The organism is Snodgrassella alvi (genome assembly GCF_002777745.1).
Taxonomy (GTDB): Bacteria; Pseudomonadota; Gammaproteobacteria; order Burkholderiales; family Neisseriaceae; genus Snodgrassella; species Snodgrassella alvi_D.
In genome coordinates this window covers 116,095-138,565 of the sequence record NZ_MEIO01000026.1, presented here as the reverse complement: position 1 = coordinate 138,565, position 22,471 = coordinate 116,095, and the positions used below count along the sequence as shown (strand labels likewise).

The 22,471-nt window shown below is 41.3% G+C and carries 25 protein-coding genes and 1 tRNA gene; 7 read left to right on the top strand and 19 right to left on the bottom strand.

Annotation, left to right across the window (positions count from 1 at the left end):
• Positions 1–16: 16 nt before the first annotated feature.
• The 5 genes from BHC51_RS02805 to BHC51_RS02785 form a co-directional block, all read right to left on the bottom strand.
• Complete coding sequence (locus BHC51_RS02805; RefSeq protein WP_180296409.1) at positions 17–1,858, bottom strand: DnaB-like helicase C-terminal domain-containing protein; 1,842 nt, start codon at positions 1,856–1,858, stop codon at positions 17–19.
• Positions 1,848–3,005, bottom strand: a complete 1,158-nt coding sequence (locus tag BHC51_RS02800) for a hypothetical protein (RefSeq protein ID WP_100153253.1) — start codon at positions 3,003–3,005, stop codon at positions 1,848–1,850. The genes BHC51_RS02805 and BHC51_RS02800 overlap by 11 nt, the downstream gene beginning before the upstream one ends.
• 101 nt (positions 3,006–3,106) lie before the next feature.
• Complete coding sequence (locus BHC51_RS02795) at positions 3,107–3,316, bottom strand: hypothetical protein (RefSeq protein WP_100135738.1); 210 nt, start codon at positions 3,314–3,316, stop codon at positions 3,107–3,109.
• Positions 3,306–3,644, bottom strand: a complete 339-nt coding sequence (locus BHC51_RS02790; protein ID WP_100153252.1) for a hypothetical protein — start codon at positions 3,642–3,644, stop codon at positions 3,306–3,308. The genes BHC51_RS02795 and BHC51_RS02790 overlap by 11 nt, the downstream gene beginning before the upstream one ends.
• On the bottom strand, positions 3,644–3,832 hold the full coding sequence (locus tag BHC51_RS02785; protein ID WP_100135736.1) for a Cro/CI family transcriptional regulator: 189 nt from the start codon (positions 3,830–3,832) through the stop codon (positions 3,644–3,646). Before BHC51_RS02785 ends, BHC51_RS02790 begins: the two co-directional genes overlap by 1 nt.
• A gap of 117 nt (positions 3,833–3,949) precedes the next feature.
• Between BHC51_RS02785 and BHC51_RS02780 the strand changes: the two genes are divergently transcribed.
• On the top strand, positions 3,950–4,672 hold the full coding sequence (locus BHC51_RS02780) for a LexA family transcriptional regulator (RefSeq protein WP_100135735.1): 723 nt from the start codon (positions 3,950–3,952) through the stop codon (positions 4,670–4,672).
• 140 nt (positions 4,673–4,812) lie between these two features.
• Here the strand turns inward: BHC51_RS02780 and BHC51_RS02775 are convergent, their stop codons facing one another.
• Positions 4,813–5,562 carry a S24 family peptidase gene (locus BHC51_RS02775; protein WP_180296408.1) on the bottom strand — a complete coding sequence of 250 codons (750 nt, stop codon included), beginning with the start codon at positions 5,560–5,562 and terminating at the stop codon, positions 4,813–4,815.
• Between the two features lie 442 nt (positions 5,563–6,004).
• Here BHC51_RS02775 and BHC51_RS02770 point away from each other — a divergent pair, with 442 nt between their 5' ends.
• The 6 genes from BHC51_RS02770 (at position 6,005) to BHC51_RS02745 (ending at position 10,076) form a co-directional block, all read left to right on the top strand.
• Positions 6,005–6,772 carry a hypothetical protein gene (locus BHC51_RS02770; protein ID WP_100153251.1) on the top strand — a complete coding sequence of 256 codons (768 nt, stop codon included), beginning with the start codon at positions 6,005–6,007 and terminating at the stop codon, positions 6,770–6,772.
• Between the two features lie 61 nt (positions 6,773–6,833).
• A complete protein-coding gene (locus tag BHC51_RS02765; RefSeq protein WP_100153250.1) occupies positions 6,834–7,118 on the top strand; it encodes a hypothetical protein in 285 nt (94 codons plus the stop codon).
• An 81-nt stretch (positions 7,119–7,199) separates the two neighbouring features.
• Positions 7,200–7,583 carry a hypothetical protein gene (locus BHC51_RS02760; RefSeq protein ID WP_100153249.1) on the top strand — a complete coding sequence of 128 codons (384 nt, stop codon included), beginning with the start codon at positions 7,200–7,202 and terminating at the stop codon, positions 7,581–7,583.
• 352 nt (positions 7,584–7,935) lie between these two features.
• Complete coding sequence (locus BHC51_RS02755) at positions 7,936–8,703, top strand: BRO-N domain-containing protein (protein WP_100123874.1); 768 nt, start codon at positions 7,936–7,938, stop codon at positions 8,701–8,703.
• Positions 8,704–8,712: 9 nt separating this feature from the next.
• Positions 8,713–9,156, top strand: coding sequence for an excisionase family DNA-binding protein (locus BHC51_RS13255; protein ID WP_100153248.1), 444 nt, complete (start codon positions 8,713–8,715; stop codon positions 9,154–9,156).
• Entirely contained in the window at positions 9,042–10,076 is a 1,035-nt protein-coding gene (locus tag BHC51_RS02745; protein ID WP_373885655.1) for a tyrosine-type recombinase/integrase, read from the top strand. The genes BHC51_RS13255 and BHC51_RS02745 overlap by 115 nt, the downstream gene beginning before the upstream one ends.
• 7 nt (positions 10,077–10,083) lie before the next feature.
• Here BHC51_RS02745 and BHC51_RS02740 read toward each other — a convergent pair.
• From BHC51_RS02740 to gatA, 13 genes are all read right to left on the bottom strand, one after another.
• Positions 10,084–10,159, bottom strand: a tRNA-Lys gene (locus tag BHC51_RS02740).
• Between the two features lie 131 nt (positions 10,160–10,290).
• The gene (serS, locus tag BHC51_RS02735; RefSeq protein WP_100153247.1) at positions 10,291–11,580 is read right to left on the bottom strand and encodes a serine--tRNA ligase; all 1,290 of its coding nucleotides are present in this window, start codon (positions 11,578–11,580) and stop codon (positions 10,291–10,293) included.
• A gap of 127 nt (positions 11,581–11,707) precedes the next feature.
• Positions 11,708–12,742: an anthranilate phosphoribosyltransferase gene (gene trpD / locus BHC51_RS02730; RefSeq protein ID WP_100123870.1), complete on the bottom strand. Its 1,035-nt coding sequence runs from the start codon at positions 12,740–12,742 to the stop codon at positions 11,708–11,710.
• A gap of 51 nt (positions 12,743–12,793) precedes the next feature.
• Positions 12,794–13,366, bottom strand: coding sequence for an aminodeoxychorismate/anthranilate synthase component II (locus BHC51_RS02725; protein WP_100153246.1), 573 nt, complete (start codon positions 13,364–13,366; stop codon positions 12,794–12,796).
• Positions 13,367–13,422: 56 nt separating this feature from the next.
• A complete protein-coding gene (locus BHC51_RS02720) occupies positions 13,423–15,051 on the bottom strand; it encodes a phospholipase D family protein (RefSeq protein ID WP_100153245.1) in 1,629 nt (542 codons plus the stop codon).
• Positions 15,052–15,113: 62 nt separating this feature from the next.
• Positions 15,114–16,592, bottom strand: a complete 1,479-nt coding sequence (ubiD, locus tag BHC51_RS02715; protein ID WP_100099448.1) for a 4-hydroxy-3-polyprenylbenzoate decarboxylase — start codon at positions 16,590–16,592, stop codon at positions 15,114–15,116.
• 17 nt (positions 16,593–16,609) lie between these two features.
• Entirely contained in the window at positions 16,610–17,185 is a 576-nt protein-coding gene (gene pth, locus BHC51_RS02710; protein ID WP_100153244.1) for an aminoacyl-tRNA hydrolase, read from the bottom strand.
• A gap of 50 nt (positions 17,186–17,235) precedes the next feature.
• Positions 17,236–17,523: an RnfH family protein gene (locus tag BHC51_RS02705; protein WP_100153243.1), complete on the bottom strand. Its 288-nt coding sequence runs from the start codon at positions 17,521–17,523 to the stop codon at positions 17,236–17,238.
• Positions 17,516–17,950: a type II toxin-antitoxin system RatA family toxin gene (locus BHC51_RS02700; RefSeq protein ID WP_100099445.1), complete on the bottom strand. Its 435-nt coding sequence runs from the start codon at positions 17,948–17,950 to the stop codon at positions 17,516–17,518. Before BHC51_RS02700 ends, BHC51_RS02705 begins: the two co-directional genes overlap by 8 nt.
• Before the next feature lie 46 nt (positions 17,951–17,996).
• A complete protein-coding gene (gene holA, locus BHC51_RS02695; protein ID WP_100153242.1) occupies positions 17,997–18,980 on the bottom strand; it encodes a DNA polymerase III subunit delta in 984 nt (327 codons plus the stop codon).
• A complete protein-coding gene (locus tag BHC51_RS02690; protein WP_100153241.1) occupies positions 18,977–19,462 on the bottom strand; it encodes an LPS-assembly lipoprotein LptE in 486 nt (161 codons plus the stop codon). The genes holA and BHC51_RS02690 overlap by 4 nt, the downstream gene beginning before the upstream one ends.
• A gap of 18 nt (positions 19,463–19,480) precedes the next feature.
• Entirely contained in the window at positions 19,481–20,923 is a 1,443-nt protein-coding gene (gene gatB / locus BHC51_RS02685; RefSeq protein ID WP_257384757.1) for an Asp-tRNA(Asn)/Glu-tRNA(Gln) amidotransferase subunit GatB, read from the bottom strand.
• Positions 20,924–20,938: 15 nt separating this feature from the next.
• A complete protein-coding gene (gatA, locus tag BHC51_RS02680) occupies positions 20,939–22,396 on the bottom strand; it encodes an Asp-tRNA(Asn)/Glu-tRNA(Gln) amidotransferase subunit GatA (RefSeq protein WP_100153274.1) in 1,458 nt (485 codons plus the stop codon).
• Positions 22,397–22,471: the final 75 nt, after the last annotated feature.

Here is a 22,471-nt window from a genome sequence, read left to right as displayed (position 1 = left end):
CCCAAATTTGACAGCATCATCGCCCATGCTGTGGCTTAAAATCCCGCCGAACTCTTTCACCTGTAATCATGCTAATAGCCTCCCTTCCACGCTCATGGTACTGGCAGCTTTCATGGTCAAAAAACAGATTAACCATCGGCTGATAACCCGAATCGCGTTGTTTTTGACAAATAAGCTTGGCATCCGGGTCTGTCCCGTAACCTGTAGCATCACTATTCCTCCATACAACCAAAACATTATCAGCAAGATCAGTAATCCCTGCCGACCCCCTGACATCATGCTTGTTAGGAGGCTTAGATTCATCGCCGTTATCAGGCTTGCGAGGGTGTGCAACAAGGTGAATATGTATATTGTTTTGAGATTTAAAATCCCGCAGCATTTCCGCTATCTTTTTCTGCCTGTCCACATCACTTTCAGCCACCCCCAGCATCATCAAACTATCAATAACAAAATGACGGCAGTTATATCGTTGCTTAGCATATTTAAATACATTGAGCATCCTTTCCAGACTGGCAGCACCATTAATGTCATATATCCATAGCCCGCCAGATTCATTGCCATTTTCTTCCGTGCAACGCTCACCACTGATATTCATGCCCCCAGATAGCAAATTTAATGCCTCTGTTAAATCCGCAGTATCAGGGCGCTGCTTTCCACATACCTGCCTAACCATTCGATTTAATACCTTGTAGGGCTTCATCTCCCCGGAAAACAAACAAATGCGTTCTTTCTGCCTCAGTATCATTTCACACATACAATACCCCAATAGCTGGCTTTTGCCGTGCCCACTGTAACCAGTCCATACCGTCAACTGATCCATGCCAAACTTAAAATCCTTCATCCCAGCAAATGGCGTAGTATTACCTGCGGCAGCTTCAAGTAATCCATTAAAATCCTGAAACAAAATGTCCGCGTACTCAATAGCGTTTTTTAAATCTTCCGGTTTGGTGTAATTGGCATTGACGATTGCATCCAGTACAGCAGCTTCACCAGCCCTACACAGGCACTCATTAGCATCCTTAAAATCGCCCCAATCAACCAACTTGCACCGGTGCTCACCAAGCCGTTTCAAAACCTCCCTCGTGGCCAACTGTCCCGGATCATCATTATCCAAGGCCAGATAAATCACCCTAAACTGCTGCAACCGCTCCCAGTCGTATTCAATCCACTCCAGATTTTTAGCACCGCTAGGCATAGACAGTGCCTTTACCCCAGACTGGAAAACACTCAAGGCATCAATTTCACCCTCAGTAATCACAACCTTGTCATCATCAGGCGAGATTACCTGCCACCCAAACAAACATGGCTCACAGTTTGATTCTTGTCGCCAGCGGTTTTTCTCCTCACCCTTTCGCCGTGGTGTCAGGTACTTGATGTTATAAATAACCCCCTCAACCATTAACGGAAAAGCAATCTCCCTATCATGATTGGCCACACAGTAAGCCTTAAGCGTACAGCCATTAATGCGCCGCCTGTCAAAATAACCATCCTCTTTTGGCTGAATCACCTCCCCCAAGCGTACAGATGGGCGCGTAAATGATTTTTTACCGGCAACTGAGAACTTGGGAGAAAACTCAACCCCCAGCCACTTACAGGCATCCTTAAGCGCATCAACAAAGCTCAATCCCCTACAGGCTGCCCACAAATCCAGCAAATCACCACCTTTGTCCTGATCACTGAAATCTTTCCAGACACCAGCCTTACTGCCAGATAAATGCACCTTTAGCGATTGACCCTCCTCGCCATTAATCGAGCCACAGCACCACTCATTGCCATTTTTCTTGCCATTGGGAAGCAGATATTCAGACACGCTTAACGCCTTATCTGCCAGCAATTGAGATACCTCCTTAGCGTCCATAATCAGCCTCATTCCACAGACGCAAAGTTTCCATAAACAACTCATCAGCACTTGAGCTATAGCCTACATCTTCCCATCTCGGCGCGTTCCATTCCCCAGCTTGCCCAAGAACAGAAACAAACACCTTGCGTCCGCCAACATCTACCCCATACACCCGCAGATTCGGCCTTACCTCCACATAGCGCGCATTAGTACAATCCCATTCATTCCGGCGTTTATTGGCACCCATCCTGCCAGAACCATACTCCAGCCACTTTAAAACCCAGTTGCGCCATGTAGCTTCCCAATTGCGTTTATTAGGGGCTTTAGCATCACCAGATAGCCAGTAATTCACAAACTTCTCAATCTCAATATCCAGCGCAGTCCCAACAAGCCCCTTAGCTGCCGCATAATCCAGATATTTATCCGGCATTACCCAGTTTTCACCCCAGCCACATTTCTTATGCAACCCTATCGGCGCATACACCACACCGTCATCATCAGCATTACCATCATTCGATTCTGACTGTTCACCATCTGGAGTTAACTCAAAATCCTCAGAATCACGAGCGCGCTCTATCTCTGAATAATTCTCTGAATAATTCTTTGTATAAATCTCTTCTTTATACGAACTGTCACATGTCGCAACTCCCGAGTGTTGACATGTCGTCACTCCCGAGTTGTCACATGTCAACACTCCCGAACTGCGACATGTCGTCATTCGGGAAATGTCATATTTTGCACCTCGGCTAATACGACCAAGCACACCAGTAAATACACGATATCTAGGCTTGTCTGCTTTATCAGCATCAAGACACTCAGCCGCCTTTTTAATCGCAGCCTCATCAATCAGATAATAAGTTTTATGCTCAAGCTTCTTAACCTTGCGACGGATATAGCCAAGGCTTTCCAGCATCTTGATGGATTTCCTTACCGCATATTCACTTAAATCCAGCTCATGAGCCAATTCCTTAACAGACTTATAAAAACCCTTTGCCATACTGGTACAGTACTGCCACCAATAGTGCAACTGGTTTAAAACCAGCCCAGCCTTAATATCGCCCTTACATATACGTTTCAGACGCGGATTGTAGGCGCATGTAATATCACCGATAATATCGCCTATTTTTAAAGAGTTATCATTGACAAGATTTACTACTGAAGTCATAATTACACCTGTAGTTTTCTGTAGTTATTTAAAGAATTGAACGACTGCCAAATCAGCCGTTCCCCGAAAGCCCAGTTTCATGGGCTTTTTTTTATTGTTCTTCATCTCAGCCCCATCTCCTCTTCCAACGCCTCAACAACCTCAGTCGGGCGGTTTCGGTATATTTCATTTAGCACATCCAATAACTGATGCGCCTCGTCTGTCCTGCCCGCGCGTATCAGCTCTTTAAGCTGGCACCATTCATCATTAAATTTAAAATCAACCTCAGATTGACCATCTTGCAGATAGATTTGAGTTGCTTTAGTTGTCATCGTGGGTATCCTCCAGTTCTGGCCAGTGTTTCGTCCTCAGTGCGGCAAAAAAGGGCTTAAGATGAAGAAAGGGGAAAAAAACGACTTTTCTCGGCTCACAGGCTTGCTGTGCGATAAATGCGGGCACGTCTTCACTAGAAACGATCTCGATAAAATCAAAAGCCAAATTAAAGAACTCGCTATCGCTGAATTGAAAGCCAGCATTAAGAAAATGCGCTTGTAATCTTTTCGCTTGATATCGAATAGCAGCAAGGTTAATCACAACCTCTGCTGCTTCTGTATCTTGATTATTCAAAATCTGGTTTGCTTGGGCTGTTTTAGTCATCATTAATTAGCCCCTCCATGAAATATGTATAGATAGATTTCTTCATGCAGTATTCTTAAATAGTTGAGTTGGGCTTTAGGAATCCCTCGTTGCCTCCATTGAGAAACGGCTCCCCGCGTTATCCCACAAATTTTTGCAACTTTTGTAACGCCTCCTAATGCATCAATGAATTCATTGTCTTTTGCGTGCATAGCTTACGCCTCAAGAATTAAACTTAAATTAGTATAGTTTTCTATACCTCAAGAAGTCAAGCATACTATACGTCTTTTTGTTTAGACTACTGAACAAAATAAAAGGGATTGTTTGACATGAGTACACTAAGAGAACGTTTACAGGAATTAATGTCAGAACATGGGCTTGTTACGCAACAAGAGTTAGCAGATTTTGCAAAGGTTTCTAAAGGGCTAGTTAATCAATGGTTCAAAGGTGATACTGGGCTAGGTAAAAAACCATTATTAGAATTTGATAAGAAAACAAATTTTTCTTCTCAATGGCTAGCAGAAGGTTCTGGAAGTAAATATAAAACAGTTAGAGATAATGACATAGTCACCACAACTACCTTGTCAAATATAACTGTATCTACACAAAGCAATACAACCATATTGAGACTATATGATATGCGCGCATCCTGCGGTTTCGGGTCTTGTAATCCAGATTTTCCCGAACTTTTAAGAACAATAGAAATTCCTAATAATGCTCTTGTTGAACTACTTGGAACACAAAATCTAAATGGTGTTGAGTTAATGCCACCAGATGGCGACAGTATGGAACCAACCATCCCAAGACGCTCAATTACTTTAATTAAAACTGATATAGATAAATTCCAAGATAGCGGTGTTTATTTAATTACCTTTGATGGTTATACATATATTAAACGCCTAGCAAGAGGTAAATCTGGAGTTATTAAAGTAATATCTGATAATGAGTTATATAAGGATACTGACTTTGAGATTACTCCAGATGAACTTGACCGTTTAATTGTTCATGGGAAATTTTGGAAAGCATTGCCACTTGATTTTATAGATATTTAATCCTATCTATCCTCCATCTTACATGTTTGCTTATAATTAGTTTTTCTATCTTTCTAATAACTTCTATGATCTGTTATGTTGAAATCATATAAAAGGGAGATAATATTTCAATGAAACAAACAAATTAATATGCGTTAACTTCAAATAAAAACAGACCACCAGAATATACGCCCTATAATACTTACATCTTCTATACCAACCTCTTCATTAGGGTATAATGCTGTATTATAACTTTGAATCAATATTTTACTACTAGGAAGTTTGCGTAAAATTCTAATGCACAAAAGCCCATCATAATTTATTGCGTATAACTTATCATTCCGAAGAATCTTATCTTCTGTATTTATACCAACTATTGCTCCGTCTGGTATCCCAGGTTCCATGCTACTTCCGTCCACAGTTATGCATACAGCATAATTAGGTTTAACATTATAACGACGCAACATATTGGTTGAAAATCTTAATTTTAAATTATTATAGTCTTGAATATCAGCCGAAAATCCATTGCCGGCTGATAGGCGTATATCAGTATAAAGTGGGATATCAACCCCCCAATCCAGAAAATCATTTGACTCATCGAAAGCCTCAACAAACCCTACTCTCAACAAGCCTGCTTCTCTGCCTAATACTTTGTTGTCTGTTTTATTGGGCTTTGAAAGACTGTTATCGCCGTCAATTGGCTCATCAAACCACCCTATTACTAGTCCTAATGTCCGCTCAATATATAAGGCTAAAGCATCTCCAAGATTCTTACCGCCTTTGACCTCTCCGCCTTTAACCAATGCATTAACTTGGGTAGTATTGCGCTTAATTGCTTTTGCAAATTCAGTTTGACTACCTCCAAAATATCGCTCAATTAAATAACGCAGCCTCAGTGTTCGGTTGTTCATATGTATGTTCCTAGTTAAAAATAATAAATTATACATGTTTACCAATGAAAAATATTACAGAGGTTGGAGCTTCTCTGGTATAGTTTTGTATACATTTTTATAATTAAAAATCAAATATATATAATAAATTTAAGGAAATAATGTATATTTTTTTAAATTTATTATTGACCTTGCTTGTTTAGTTTTCTATACTTATTGCGTCGAACAAACATAGACACCGATGACCTCAGTATGAAAAAGAACTGGGGGAACGCAGCAAAATGAAGTACAGGCTAGGTTGCCACGCTGCATAAGTTGATAGCGACAATGGATTGTTCATTGTTCTTTAAATAAGATGCCGAAAAATCTGAGAAAAGTAATAAACGAGTTTAAAAATCGCAGCGCATTTGCTTAGCAAGTGCGCTTTAGTTTTTGAGCTTGATAACAAATGGAGGTAATACGCATGGATAACAGGGAACAAACGGCGCAACACTTAAAATTTTCGATTGCCTATTCATTTTGGTATGAAAAATTTATGTATAAGTTTTTCGGTCGACTAGATAAGTTGGCTGCGCTTATTTTGATGCTCGTGGCTATTTGCACGGTAGCTGGATTGTGTAGCGCAATAATATCCGGCCTCATAATTACTATCGTTGTGTTTTTTCAATTAACCATCAAAGCCGGAGTCAAATCTCAATCAGCAAAAGCAATTTATCATAAGTATAAATCGCTATATTTGCATTTTGATGATTATGATATTGAGGAGATTAAGGATAAATTTTCAGAACTAGATTTAAAGGACACTGATGAAGTAGGTGCTTTAGCCTACCCAGCTCAGCTAGCTGCCTTAGCGATGTTAGGGATGACACCAGCAAACGGTTATGCAGAAGTATCAAGGAATCTAAGCGTAAAAGAACAGTTAATCCTATTGTTTATAGGAGAAAGAATAGAGTATGAATTTTCAGAAATGCTTAGAGGTCAAATAAGATCAGCGTCATTGGACATGGTTAAGGATAACAATGCAATGGATAATTTTCTCAACTGGAAAAGCGTTGAAAAAGATGGATTGCCAGATAGAAAAGACTTTTATCTTACCTGTGGAGAGGGTATACACGGGGTTGATTTAGCTTACTATCAACCCGGGATAAAAATATGGGAGGATTACGAGGGTGATCCGAATATTCATGTTACCCACTATATGCTTCTATCCGAAATTCCTAGACCTAAATAGCCAAGCCCGCCAACCAGCGGGCTTTAGTTTTTAAATTTAAATAAAACTAAAGGAGTTAATCATGAAACCTAAAATACATCTGCATGAACTAAAGAATCATCCTTATGGCAACCGTATTTGCTGGCAGCATAGACCAACAGGCGCACTGGTCGTTAGATATGGCATATTACTGTATGAGGTAATCATTCCCACCCAATCACTCTTAAGAAATACCGAGAAACATTACGGCGTGGGACATCTAAGAAATGCCCGAACCATTATCAGACGCCACTGGCTGGAATGTATATCAAAACGCAATACACCCCAGCAAAAAAACAAAGGATTTAATAGCAATAGTATCAAATGATTGCTTTATTTATTGGATTGCACAATCCAATTGATACCATAACCATCAAACCTAATCTATTGATAACAGGAGTAAATAGCAATGCAAGTAGAAAACAAATTTCGCGTCCGCTACCATGATGCAATAGCCAGTTTAATAGATAACGCCGAGTTGCTTGCCATCATACAGGATATTGATGAGAGTCCAGATGAAACACTAGAACGGATAAGCAGAAAAGATTTAGGATATCTTAGTGAATATTGTTTTCATGTGTTAGATACAACAACGTTTATTATGGAAACATTATCTAAATTAGTTGACAGCTATAGAGATAATAATATCACTAAGGCGCTAAGCCAGGAGGACTTTTTGAGATTTACCAGCACACTAACAGCACTATTAGGCGGGATTAATGGCTGTATTGGTTATATGCACCCGACGATAATGGAACTGATAGGAATTAACCGTGACAGCACCTCAAGCTAAGTTAAATTTGGCATTTTTTGAAAATCAAGCGGGGGAATAAACTTCCCCCTTTTTTAAATACAAATATCATCATGAAAAAATTGCACTGCTGGCCACTTATGTGGCTTTTTTATTAGGAGTTGAAAACGATGATTAAAGCGGTTATTATAACCTTAAGTGCTGAACACACTTATAAACTAGCGGTAACCGCACCCGATAGCTAAGCGGATTTTTTTGTCTCCGGTTTTATGTCGGGTGGCGTGTAACTATACAATACCGTAAGGGAAAGTTACAGGCTGTTCTAGTTTGCAGTGTTCAAGCACCCGACACCCCATGCTGAACACATGGATTTAAAACAAACTAGGAGACTAAAATGTCTAATCTAATTGCATATCAGTTCAAGAATTCCAACATACGCATCGAACTTAAAAACAATGAGCCGTTATTTTGCTTGGCTGATGTTGCTGATGCTTTGAATATTAAAAATCATAGAGATTTAGCCAGTAAACAACTAAACCCCAAGGGAGTAGAAAAAATCTACACCCTCACTAATGGTGGTAAACAGGAGCTGACTTTTATTGATGAAGCTAACTTATATAGGGTTATCTTTCGTAGCAATAAAAAAGAAGCTGTAGATTTTCAGAATTGGGTATTTGAACAAGTTCTACCATCCATCCGCAAAACTGGCAGCTACTCTCTTACTCTTACTACAGAACAGCAGTACCAAATTAAAGAAGCTGTTCATGCTAATGCAGCTAAAACACATAGAAGATTTTTCGCTGTATATAAAAGCCTTTATGCCAAGTTCAACGTACCGCGTTATCAGGACATTCTGGCTAAAGATTTTGATGATGCGATGCTTTTTCTGGAAGCTTCGGATAAACAACCAGCATTGCCAAATCTGAATCAGAATGGACGCTGGTTAGTAATAGTTAAAAACAACACTGTTACCCATGTTGAAAATATAAATGGTTACAACTGTATCAATGCGGATGTGTTTAAAAAACTACGGATGCAAACAAAGCAACAAGCTGAATATTTACTGGAATTAGCAAAACGTATGAGAGTAATAGACGGTGAGTGCAGCAATTCAAGATTAGATGCACCCATTGAAGAGTTACATTCTAAGTTTATTATTTGATTCTGTAACATGTTTAAGCCAGCATTAGCTGGCTTTTTTATTAACACCAATGTCACAACCCATGCCGGCAACCGGTTTTTATATGAGCAAAATCAGATGGAAGAAACATTCACATGCGAAACGGCCGCCAAATACTGCAAATGCGGAGTGCAAACCATCAGGGATGCTATCCAAAATGGAGAACTGGCAGCAGCCAAAATTGGCAAAGGCTATGTTATTAGAAGAGCACGCCTTGACGAATACATTAGCAATAAAGAAGAATTGACCGCGCAGGCGGTTCGGAATGATAGGAACCAAACATGTTGTTTAAGCACCCCAATGGCGTCTGGTACATTGATATCCAAACAGAAAGTGGAAAAAGAATTAGACGCTCGACTAAAACCAAAAATGAAAAACTTGCGGAGGAATACCACGATAAATTCAAGCACGAACTATGGCGACAAGAACGGCTAGGCGATAAGCCCAAGTATTTATGGGACGATGCTGCGCTTAGATGGCTAGATGAAAAGGAGGGAGTAAAGAAGAGTATTGACACTGATATAAGTCGGCTGAGGAATTTACAGCAACTACGCGGAGTATATTTACATGAAATAAACAGAAACATGATTATGTCGATAATCAATGAAAAAGATTGTTCTAAAAGCACTAAAAACAGGTATTTGTCGTTGATCAGAGCGATTTTAAATGCCTGTGTACGTGAATGGGACATGTTAGATGAACAAGTTTATTTTAAGCAATTCAAGGAAGCGAAGAAGCGTGTTCGCTGGCTAAGGCCGGAAGAAGCTACCAGATTATTGAATTGCTTGCCGCCTTACATGGCACTGATGGCAAGATTCAATTTAGCGACGGGGCTCAGGCAGCACAATATATTTAGTTTGAAATGGGATCAGATAGATTTTCTCAGACGAACGTGCCAATACTACCCGGACGAGATGAAGTCGGGGGAGCCGTTTGATTTAGCATTGAACGATACGGCGATGGGGGTATTAGTACATCAGTTAGGAAAGCATCCGAAATATGTTTTTTTAAACACCAAACACAAACCTGTATTAAGGCTGAATTACAAATTATGGTACAAAGCTTTAGACAAAGCGCAGATTACTGACTTCCGCTGGCATGATTTACGCCATACATGGGCTAGCTGGTTGGTACAGAATGGGGTATCGCTATATGAACTAAAAGAAATGGGAGGCTGGCAATCGTTAGAAATGGTGCAAAAGTACGCTCATCTGGACAATGAAAATTTGCACATGCAAGCAGCAAAGATTGACAACCTCATGACAGACACATGTCAAAAAAATGTCAAAACCGGCGAACCGATGGACTATTCATTAACATCAAAAGGGTTAGATAAGGTATTGAATATAATGTGATAATCAGTGGTGGGTCGTCAGGGGATCGAACCCTGGACAAATGGATTAAGAGTCCACTGCTCTGCCAACTGAGCTAACGACCCAACTTTAATAGCTGTGATTGTACGCGTCTTTACATTGAAGGGCAATATCTATTACTGTGATTTAGATAAATTGCCCTTCTCTGCCTTTTAAAGATTTATTAAAGTTCAATTTTTATGTTCTGGAGCACATTTTATGCTCGTAATATGCTTTGTCCACCCAGATAAGGCTGTAAAGCTGCAGGAATGTTGATGCTTCCATCCTCGTTCTGATGATTTTCCAATACTGCAACCAATGCTCTGCCAACTGCCAAACCAGAACCATTTAATGTATGTACCAGCTGGTTTTTACCATCGCTGTCTTTGAAGCGTGCCTGCATGCGGCGTGCCTGAAAATCTTCACAGTTTGAACAGCTTGAAATTTCGCGATAGGTATTTTGTGCTGGTATCCATACTTCCAGATCATAAGTTTTGGCCGCACTGAATCCCATATCACCTGTACATAATACGATTACGCGATAGGGTAATTCCAGCAATTGAAGAATTTTCTCTGCATGGCCAACCATTTCTTCCAGTGCCTCATATGAATGTTCTGGACGCTGAATCTGTACCATTTCTACTTTATCAAACTGGTGCTGCCGTATCAGTCCACGTGTATCTTTACCATATGAACCGGCTTCGGAGCGAAAGCATGGTGAATGTGCAGTTAATTTTTTTGGCAATTCATCTTTGCTGAGGATACGTTCACGTACGGTATTGGTGAGTGTGATTTCTGCGGTTGATATCAGATACTGTTCTTGTGTATTTTCTTCTCCGCAGTTCACTTTATACATATCTGCGGCAAATTTTGGTAATTGCCCTGTACCGACTAGGATTTCTGGATTAACAATATACGGGGTGTAATACTCTGTATAGCCATGTTGTTGTGTATGGGTATCAAGCATAAATTGAGCCAATGCCCGATGTAATCGTGCTATTGGGCCTCGCATTAATGCAAACCGAGCACCAGACAGTTCTGATGCAGTTTTGAAGTCTAATCCCAGTGGTTCACCCAAATCGACATGATCTTTGGCTTGAAAATCGAAATGCCGTGGTGTACCTACGCGACGGATTTCAACGTTGTCATTTTCATCTTTACCTATGGGAGCATCGCTATGTGGCAAATTGGGAATGGTGAGAACTAAGCTGTCAATCTGATTCTGTATGCTCTGGTAATTTTGGTCGGTATGTTCAAGCTCTGTTTTAATCCGGGCAACTTCAGCCATTACTTCGTTGGCTTCATCATGTTTGCCCTGCCCTTTTAACGCGCCAATCTGTTTGGACAGGTTATTACGTTTAGCTTGTAATTCTTCTGTGCGCATTTGCAATTGTTTGCGTTGTTGTTCCAACTGGGAAAAGGCGGTGATATCCAAGCTGTAACCACGGGTCTGTAATCTCTGAGCAATATTGGTGATATCTTGACGGAGTAATTGAATGTCTAGCATGATAATAATGTGTTTAGTGACAGGTTATAGCCATTATTGTAAACGATTAGTGGCTGTAATGGAGAGTTCCAATTAATCTGGCCTATCTAGATTAATTGTAAGTACCAATTCTTTGGCTTAAAATATTTTATTGCATAGCAAATTGTTGTGTTTTCTGGATAAATTCGGTCTGTTTGGCTTTAGCCTTGCCTGAATCAATGGCTTTTATGGCTAAATCTACACCCTCTTCCAATGAAGATGCAATGTCTGCAGCGTAAATTGCTGCCGCTGCATTAAGTATAACTATATTGCGGCAAGGACCCTTTTCACCTCCTAATACAGCATTCATAATATGTAGCGATTCTTCACTGTTGGCGACTTTTATGGGTTTCAAATCATCAATAACAGGCATATCAAATTGTGCTGGATGAATATCATATTCCATTATGGTACCATTTTTTAGTTCAGCAACACGGGTTGTACCAGTGAGCGTAATTTCATCCAGACCGTCACTGCCATGTACTACTAAAACATGTTTGCTTCCAAGCTGTTTTAATACCCGTGATAAAATTCCTACTAAATCGATATGAAATACACCTAATACCTGATTGGAAGCTACTGCCGGATTGGTGAGTGGTCCAAGTATATTAAATACAGTACGTACACCTAATGCTCTGCGTACTGGAGCTACGTAGCGCATGCTGTTGTGGTGATTTGGTGCGTACATGAATCCAACTCCTAATTCATCAATACACTTGCCTACTTGTTCTGGAGTTAGTTCAAGTGCTGCGCCCATCGCCTCAATTATGTCAGCGGAACCACTGGATGAAGATACTGAACGTCCGCCATGTTTTGCTACTTTGGCTCCCGCAGCGGCCACCACAAACATGCTGGTAGTGGAGATATTAAATGTATGTGCATTGTCACCACCGGTGCCAACAATATCAACCAGATGTTCACGCTTCAGCACCGGAACTTTTGTTGAAAACTCGCGCATTACTGTAGCTGCTGCTGCAATTTCCGATACACTTTCTACTTTGATACGCAAACCGATAAGAATGGCGGCAATTACTTCCGGCGCCACTTCTCCATTCATTATCTGGCGCATTAAATCAGTCATTTCATCATAGAATAATTCGTTGTTGTCCAGAAGACGGTTAAGTGCCTGCTGCGGCGTAATCATATTGATTCTTTCTAAAAGTAACTAGTATGTTAAACGGCTTTATTACTGCTCTCACTTTTGGTATTGTTGCAGAAAATTATGCAACATCTTGTAGCCGTTTTCGGTGAGTAATCCTTCAGGATGAAACTGAACTCCTTCAATGGGCAGAGCTTTGTGTCTGATTCCCATGATTTCATTATCATCAGTCCATGCGGTAATTTCGAGACACTCAGGTAATGTTTCTTTTTCGATAACCAGACTATGGTATCTGGTACAATTTACGGGATTAGGTAAGTTGGAGAACAGAGAGTTATTATGATGGTAAACAGGAGAAATTTTACCATGCATAACATTTTTAGCGCGTACTATATTGCCACTGAAAGCATACCCAATACTCTGATGCCCCAGACAAATTCCTAAAATAGGTATTTTGCCACCAAAATGGTTAATGGTGGCTACTGAGATACCTGCTTCTTTGGGGGTGCAAGGACCGGGACCGATTACAATGCTTTCTGGTGCCAGAACAGTTATATCTTCCAAGGTAATTTCATCATTGTTTTTAACGGTTATCTCTTCGCCTAACTGGCCAAGGTATTGTACTATGTTGTAGGTGAAACTATCGTAATTATCAATGAATAGCAGCATTAGCTGTACCTTTTAAGGTGGTATGATTTTGTGATAGAAGCAGTTCGCTTACTGTTTTAAAGTAAGCTTTCCAAAGGTAGCCACGAGAGCACTTTAACCCATATGCGCTGCCAGAGGTTGGTGTCTGGTTCATGATGATAAACCTTGGTTTGATTTTTGTCGTTAGTTTTCAACCATTCGAGTTTACCTTGTGCTGAAAGTTTTACCTGATAGGTAACATCTGGCAATGCTTCATTGATGGCCTGATTCATAAATTGTGCCATCTCGGGTGATTGGATAACTACACCCATTTCTGTATTTAGTCGGGCTGAACGCGGGTCAAAATTAAGGGAACCAATGTAAAGTTGCTGTCCGTCTATGGTAAAGGTTTTTGCATGCAGGCTTGACTCAGAATTACCGGTAAAAGCCCGATCGCGAGGCCCTTTTAAGAATCCTTGATTTTTAAGCTCATAAATTTCAACACCCTCTTTTAATAAGGGAGTGCGATAGTGCACATAACCAGAATGTACGGCAGGTACATCTGTTGCAGCCAGAGAATTGGTGAGGATACGTATTTTTACTCCTTCTTCTCTGAGTTTATATAAATATTCTAATCCTGTTTGTGTTGGTACAAAATATGGTGTGATAATTAGTAAATCTTTTTGTGGTTCTACAACAGAAGCAGCAAGTGCATTCAGGGTTAAACTCGCCTTTTCATATTTTATTACTGGTAATTGGGCTGTATCTGGTGCAACTAAAAGACTATCGGCTGGCTGGTTAGTATTTGATTTATTTTTAGGCAAAGCTTTGTTCGGATTGTCGCTTACGAGAATCAGATGTGCCCACTGGTAATTGAGAGAACCATCCAGTAAGTGGTTGATGAAGTTGTCACGATTATAGGCATTACCGTAGCTATCTGCTCGCAAATGGTTGAAACTGCGACGCTTAAATACTGGCATACTAGCCTGTAGTTTGTTTCGACGATGAACGATGCTACTGAAATTATAGGCTGAAGCGCTGTTCCAGTAGCGATCAAAATTATCGGACACCTGATTGACGATAGACCCTATGGTAAGAATATCCAGATCAACAAAAAGTGTGCCTTTGCCCATATCAAAATATTCATCACCGATATTACGTCCACCGAGTATCGTTACCTGATTATCTGCTGTAATTGATTTATTGTGCATGCGCCGGTTTAAACGGGCAAAATCTGTTATGTAACTTAGTGCTCTCCAGTGGCGGTGCATAAAGGGATTGAATAAACGTATTTCGATATTAGGTTCTTGGTTAAGGGCAGTTAATACTTTATCCAAACCAACGGTATTGTTATCGTCCAGTAGTAAACGTACGTGTACACCACGCTGAGCGGCTAAAACAAGCTCATGAAAAAGTAGCTGACCGGATGTGTCATTGCGCCAGATGTAATACTGTACGTCTAAGCTATGTTCTGCGGCGCGAATCAGAGCCATCCGTGCCGCAAATGCTTCATGGCCATCGTCTAACGGATAAAGGCCAGATAATCCCGGATGCTGTGCAACCAAAGAAGCGTTGGAGTAAGCTAAGGAAGAAGGAACATCGGCAGCTATGTGTATTTCGATACTGCGCTCTTGCAGTGAAGGTAGGCTTTGACATGCATTTAGCATGCAGAGTATGCATAGATTCAGGCATAAGGTATAGACATGATTAATATATTTGCTATTCATGTGTGTACCGTATGTGGGTTATTAATCTGAAAAACTGAAAGCTGCATATTGCCTAAATGAATTTATAAACCTAAATCTTGCCATAAGGCATCAACTTTGGCTATGGTTGCTGCATCTTTGTGGATTACTTTACCCCACTCGCGGCTTGTTTCTCCCAACCATTTGTTAGTTGCATCCAGTCCCATTTTGCCGCCAAGCCCGCTAATAGGGCTGGCAAAATCCAGATAATCAATTGGGGTATGGTCGATTAAGGTTGTATCTCGAACTGGATCCATACGGGTGGTAATAGCCCAGATAACTTCTTTCCAATCCCGTATATCGATATCATCATCTACAACAATGATGTATTTGGTATACATGAATTGACGCAGATAGCTCCAACAACCCATCATTATTCTTTTTGCATGGCCTGCATATTGTTTTTTCATACTCACAATAGCCATGCGATAGGAGCATCCTTCTGGTGGCAGATAAAAATCAACAATTTCAGGAAATTGTTTTTGCAGCAGTGGAATAAATACTTCGTTTAATGCTACTCCCAATATTGCTGGTTCATCTGGTGGCTTACCAGTATAGGTACTGTGGTAGATAGCGTTTTCACGCATGGTAATGCGTTCTACTGTGAATACAGGAAAATAATCCTGCTCATTATAATAACCGGTATGATCACCATACGGACCTTCAAGCGCAATTTCTTCAGGTTTGATAACTCCTTCCAGTACGATTTCTGCTCTGGCCGGAACATGCAAATCATTGCCAATACATTTAACCAGTTCGGTACGTGCGCCACGTAATAAGCCGGCAAACTGATATTCACTCAGACTATCTGGCACAGGGGTAACTGCCCCCAGTATAGTTGCTGGATCACACCCCAGTACTACCGATACTGGGTAAGGTTTGTTGGGGTATTTCTGTTTAAATGTCTGAAAATCCAGTGCGCCACCACGATGAGCCAGCCAGCGCATAATGAGTTTATTTTTACCCAGTAATTGCTGTCGGTAAATACCCAGATTTTGGCGTTTTTTCTCCGGTCCGCGTGTAACGGTCAATCCCCACGTAATTAGTGGCGCTGCATCTTCTGGCCAGCATTTCTGAATAGGTAACTGTGTTAAATCAACAGCATCACCTTCAATAATAATTTCATGACACGGCGCCTTTTTTACTATATGGGGCGCCATGCTCCATAAATCTTTGAGTAATGGCAGTTTGGAAAATGCATCTTTGATACCTTTGGGTGGCTCCGGTTCTTTCAGGTAAGCCAGTGTTTGGCCTATCTCCCGTAACTGGCTGGTACTATCTGCACCCATACCCATTGCTACACGTTCAGGGGTGCCAAACAGATTAGCTAAAACTGGAAAGCAATATGGTTTTCCAGTTTTACTGACAGGCTGCTCAAATAGTAATGCCGGTCCTTGCTTGTGTAATACCCGGTCAGCAATTTCGGTTATCTCCAAATGTGGAGATACCGGTACGTGAATTCGTTTTAATTGTTGTCGCTGCTCAAGAACGCTAATGAATTCACGTAAATCACGATATTTCATAACATGATCTTTCATATTTATTTGCTATGCAATTGCTGCTGTACACTGCTATATTCACCTTTTAGCAGCAAGGGCATGATAGCCACAGACTTTTGCATGGCTTCTGTTATTAATGCCTGTTCATGTGCTTGAGGCTTATGCAGTACATAATGGACAACTAGGTTTCGGTGTCCAGGATGGCCGATTCCTAATCGCAGCCGATAAAAATCTGGCGTACTTAACCAGGCCTGAATATCTTTCAAACCATTATGGCCACCATTACTTCCACCTTTTTTAAATCTTACCTGTCCACAGGGAATATCCAGCTCATCATGTATAATTAATATTTCTTCGGGTGATATTTTGTAAAATTTAGCCAGCGCCTGTACTGCAGTGCCTGATTTATTCATGTATGTTGTTGGCTTGAGCAACCAGATTTCACCTTCAGCCAGATTAACCCGCGCTACTTGTCCAAAAAATTTCTTTTCTGCTTTTAAGCTGGTTTTCCATAATTTGGCCAGTTCGTCGATAAAGTCGAAACCTACGTTATGTCGTGTATGTTCATATTCTGTGCCCGGATTACCCAGACCAACTATGAGCCGGATATGAGACATATATCATCCTCAGTGTATGTAATAAGCTGAATGAGTTTAAAAGAAAGAAACTAGTCTTTCTGTTGCGCCCTTCGCCGCCGGTTTTCTTTAGGATCAATAAGTAATGGTCGATAAACTTCGATGCGATCCCAATTGCACAGCACATATTCATCTTTAACTTTTTTGCCAAATATACCTATAGGTGCTGTATGAAAATCAGTTTGCGGAAAATGTTGAGGCAATTCTGATTGCAATAATGCTTGGCGTGCACAGGTTCCAGCAGGGATTTTTCCCTGCCAGAGATACTGTTTTTCAGCAGTCGCATAAACTGCCTCTACAATGATGTCTAGCTTAGTCATCATAGCGCCTGTCAGCTTCTTGAATGAAAGCATCTACTAGTGTAGTGGCAATGTGGTTGAACACTGGTCCAATCAATGTTGAAAGCACAGCATTTGAAAATTCATACTCCAGACGGAAATCAATTTTACAGCCAAGATTATCGATAGGAGTAAATCGCCAGAGACCTTCCAGTTTACGAAAAGGACCATTGAGTAAACTCATTTGGATTTGAGTGGGTCTTTGATTGATATTTCTGGTAGCAAAGGATTGGCGTATTTTCATATAATCCATATGCAAAACGGCTTCCAGAGATTGTTCATCCCGTTTTAAGATATCCGTGCGATTACACCAAGGTAAAAATTTTGGATAATCTTCTACTGTGTTGACCAAATCGAATATGTGTTCGGCACTATGTAGCACTAAAACGCTTTTTTCAACTGTTTTCATTTTCGTCACATTAATAGCTTATATGATGAAGTTGTCTGCTTGCAGTTCAAGCTGCCAGAGACAAAAATAAGTGCTTGATTTCTGTCCATGCATCGCCGTCTTCTACGCCTTTAATCTGCCGGTCTATGCGCGCGCATGTCTGTAAGGCACTTAGTAAACGTTTTACTCCGATGCGTCTTGCTGCCTGCGGTGCTTGTGTTTGCCTGTCACCCCATAAGCGCAGACTTTGGCGTAATTCATTGATGGATTTACCCTGTTTTAATGCAGCGAGTAAGCGTAACAGGGTACGGATGTCCTCGCTGATAACCCACAATAATAATACTGGTTCATTGCCTTCTGCTGCTAGACCATCAAGCAGACGCAATATACGCATGGAATTACCGCTCATCCATGCTGTAGACAGCTGAAAAACATCGAAACGTGCTACATTGGCTACTGCTGCTTGCGCTTCAGTTAAGGTAACTACATGACCAGCCGGATGGATTAGCGCCAGTTTATCAATTTCCTGCCGTGCTGCTAAAAGATTGCCTTCTACTTTTTCTGCAAATAATGCCAGTGCATCATTTTCGATAGCTAATTTCTGTTCAGCCAGTCGCTTCTTTATCCATTGTGGTAAAGCTGTCTGACTGACAGCTTTTGCGTCCAATACTTGAGCAACTTTGACCCAACTTGCAAACCATTTACTCTGAGTTTGCAGGCGTTCCAGTTTGGGTAATACCAGAAGCAGGCAGGTACTTTCAGGCAATTGTTCTGCTAGCTGATGTAGTACTGTAGCACCCTCTTTACTAGGTTTGCCAGAAGGTATATGTATTTCTAGTAATTTTTTATCAGCAAACAGACCTACGGACTGTACCGAAGCCAATAAGGATGTCCAGTCGAAGCCTGTTTCGATAACAATAACTTCTCGATCGTTATAGTGCTGTTCGCGCGCAGCTTCACGGATTTTGTCTATCGCTTCTAGCCGCAGCAAATCTTCTTCACCATAAATCAGATAAGCCGCGGCCAAAGGCTGGATGGATAAGTCACTCATTCGTCAGTTATTACAGGCAGAAAAGCCAAGCGGCGTACTATTTGTTCGGCAGCATCAGTACGCATATCACGCCAGATCATGCGCTGTTCATCTTCTTTGGCCAATACTTCATGATCAGAATAATCCATATAGCGATTTACAGTTACTTGTATAGGATTTCCTAGTGGTTGATCATGGCGATAGACCTGTACACTAACGTTTAGTGACAGCAAGTATTCGCTGGTTCCTCCGGATAAATCCATTGCTGATGTAGACGAATCCTGAGTAGCAGAAATGACTTTAACTATCACATCTGGTTTCTCGGTATCTACGACAACATCAGGTTGTCTCCGCAATACTGCTTCCAGTTCCCGTTGCATGCTGCCACCATCAACTTTCCAGCTATGATAAGGCATGGGCGTGTCAAATGCAGAAGTGCCCTTGAGATGGAAGCCACAGCTAGTTAATCCGAATAAGATAGCCAGTACCAGCCATTTTTTCATGTTTAATCCTTATAATACCTATGCAAGTTTGCTGCGCAGTAAAGACTGAACCTGTTGTGGATTGGCTTTACCACGTGAGGCTTTCATGACTTGTCCAACTAATGCATTAAATGCTTTTTCCTTACCCGATTTGAATTCTTCTACAGATTTCTGGTTATTGGCGAGTACTTCATTAATGATTTTCTCAATTTCCCCAGTGTCTGTCATCTGTTTCAGACCATCACGTTCAATAATAGCATCTGCAGTAAGATCACTATCCCACATGGTTTCAAATACCTGTTTAGCCAGTTTGTTACTTAAGGTGTTATCTGCAATCCGGCTTACTAAGTTGGCCAGACGTTCAACACTGATCGGACTAGCTGAGATATCTATACCTGCTTTATTTAGTGCGGCGGCAAGTTCTCCCAGCATCCAGTTGGCTACCAGCTTGCCGTGCCCACTTAGTTTCGCTGCCTGTTCAAACCAGTTGGCCTGTATATGATTACTAGTGAGTAAACGCGCATCATAGTCAGAAATACCATACTGTTCGATAAATCGGGAAGCCATTTCTTTTGGTAGTTCCGGCATTGCTGCTTTGGCTGCATCCAGCATAACATCCGTAATCATCACTGGCAGTAAATCAGGGTCAGGAAAGTACCGGTAATCATGTGCGTCTTCTTTGCTGCGCATGGCACGAGTTTCACCTTTATTTGGATCAAAGAGGCGTGTTTGCTGGATAACTTTGCCGCCATCCTCAATCAGTTCAACTTGACGCTCAACTTCATAATTAATCGCCTGTTCCAAAAATCGGAATGAATTCAGATTTTTAATTTCACAACGAGTACCGAATTCAGCCTGCCCTTTTGGTCGTACCGAAACATTGGCATCAATACGGAAAGACCCTTCAGCCATATTGCCGTCACAAATATCCAGCCATGTTACTAGGCTATGCATGGCTCTGGCGTATGCAACAGCCTCAGCTGCTGAACGCATTTCCGGTTCGGATACTACCTCCAGTAAGGGTGTACCAGCACGGTTTAAGTCGATACCAGTATAGTGTTCAAATTCATCATGGATAGATTTTCCGGCATCTTCTTCCATGTGTGCTCTGGTAACGTTAATGGTTTTTACTACATCACCTACTACAATCTCCAGCTGGCCGTGCTCTACAATAGGTAAATCCAGCTGGCTGATTTGATACCCTTTGGGCAAATCTGGATAAAAGTAGTTTTTACGGTCAAAAATATTTTTCCGGTTTATTGTGGCACCTAATGCCAGCCCAAGTTTTATGGCTTTATTAACCACCTCACGATTCATTACTGGTAAGGCACCGGGCAAGGCACAATCCACGACATTGGCCTGAGCATTAGGAGCTGCACCAAATGCAGTTGATGAACCACTAAAAATTTTTGAATGTGTATTTAACTGAACGTGGATTTCCAGACCGATTACAGTTTCCCAATTCATTCTATCTTCTTTCAATTCGTATACTGGCAGTTATTGTGCAAATGGTGTTCTGGTATGCCAGTCACTATGTTGCTGAATCTGATGCGCAATACCAAGCAGACGGCTTTCTGCGAAATAGTTACCAATGAGCTGAACGCCTACTGGCAGTCCATCAGTAGTAAAACCTGCTGGTAATGCTATGCCAGGCAGGCCAGCCAAATTAAGTGAAACCGTGTAGATATCAGATAGATACATTTGCACTGGATCACTATTATGGCTTGCTAATGCAGGTGCTGCAGTAGGTGCAACTGGTGCTAGGATAATATCGCACTGTTTTAGTGCAGCCTGAAAGTCATTTGCTACTATCCGACGTAATTTTTGTGCTTTCAGATAATAGGCATCATAGTAACCATGTGACAGAACGTAAGTACCTATCATGATTCGGCGTTTTACCTCATCGCCAAATCCTTCTGCACGACTGTTACTGTACATTTCTTCCAGATTGCTAAATTTTGCCGCACGGTGGCCATAGCGGACACCATCATAGCGTGATAGATTGGTACTTGCTTCAGCTGAAGCAAGGACATAATAGGCGGGAATGGATAATTCGGTATGTGGCAAAGTAACATCTATAATTTCAGCACCCTGTTTTTTTAGTACTTCTATAACATTATTGATAGATGTATGTACCTGATTATCTAGCCCTTCACCAAAAAATTCACGTGGCAATCCTACTTTCAGACCGTGTAACGGATGGTTTAAATCCCGGGTATAGTCTTCTTTATCGCGCTCAATACTCGTGGAATCACGTTCATCAAAACCAGCCATACTATTGAGTAATAGTGCGCAGTCTTCAGCTGTCTGTGCCATTGGCCCGGCCTGATCAAAGCTGGAGGCATAAGCTATCATACCAAAACGACTAACTACACCATAAGTTGGCTTCAGACCAGTGATACCGCAGTGTGAAGCTGGCTGACGGATGGAACCACCGGTATCGGAACCGAGTGCAGCCGGTGCAAGACGTGCAGCAATAACTGCAGCTGAACCACCAGAGGAACCGCCTGGCACGTGTTCATGCTGCCATGGATTACGGGTGATGCCATAGTGAGATGATTCAGTAGTCGAACCCATGGCAAATTCATCCATATTGGTTCGTCCAAGAGTAACCATACCTGCATCAAGTAAATTCTGCACTACAGTAGCCGTATAGGGGGCAATAAAATTATCGAGCATTTTGCTTGAACAGGCACTGCGCCAACCCTGCTGGCAGAAGATATCCTTATAAGCTATGGGCACTCCTGTTAATGCTGTAGCTGAACCTTGTTCCAAAAGTACATCAGCAGCTCTGGCTTCTGCAAGGGTGCGTTCTTTATCCAATGTTACATAGGCATTCAGGCCGGCATTGTCCTCTTCAATTACAGCCAGATATTCCTGCGCCAATTCGATGGCCGATGCCTGTTTTGATTGCAGTAAATCACTGCACTGTTTTAATGTATAATTTTTTGGCATAATGGTTTTATAGCTTTCAGGTAACACTTACTTGAGGTTGCCTGCAATAAATTCAAACGAAATAAAATTAAGATT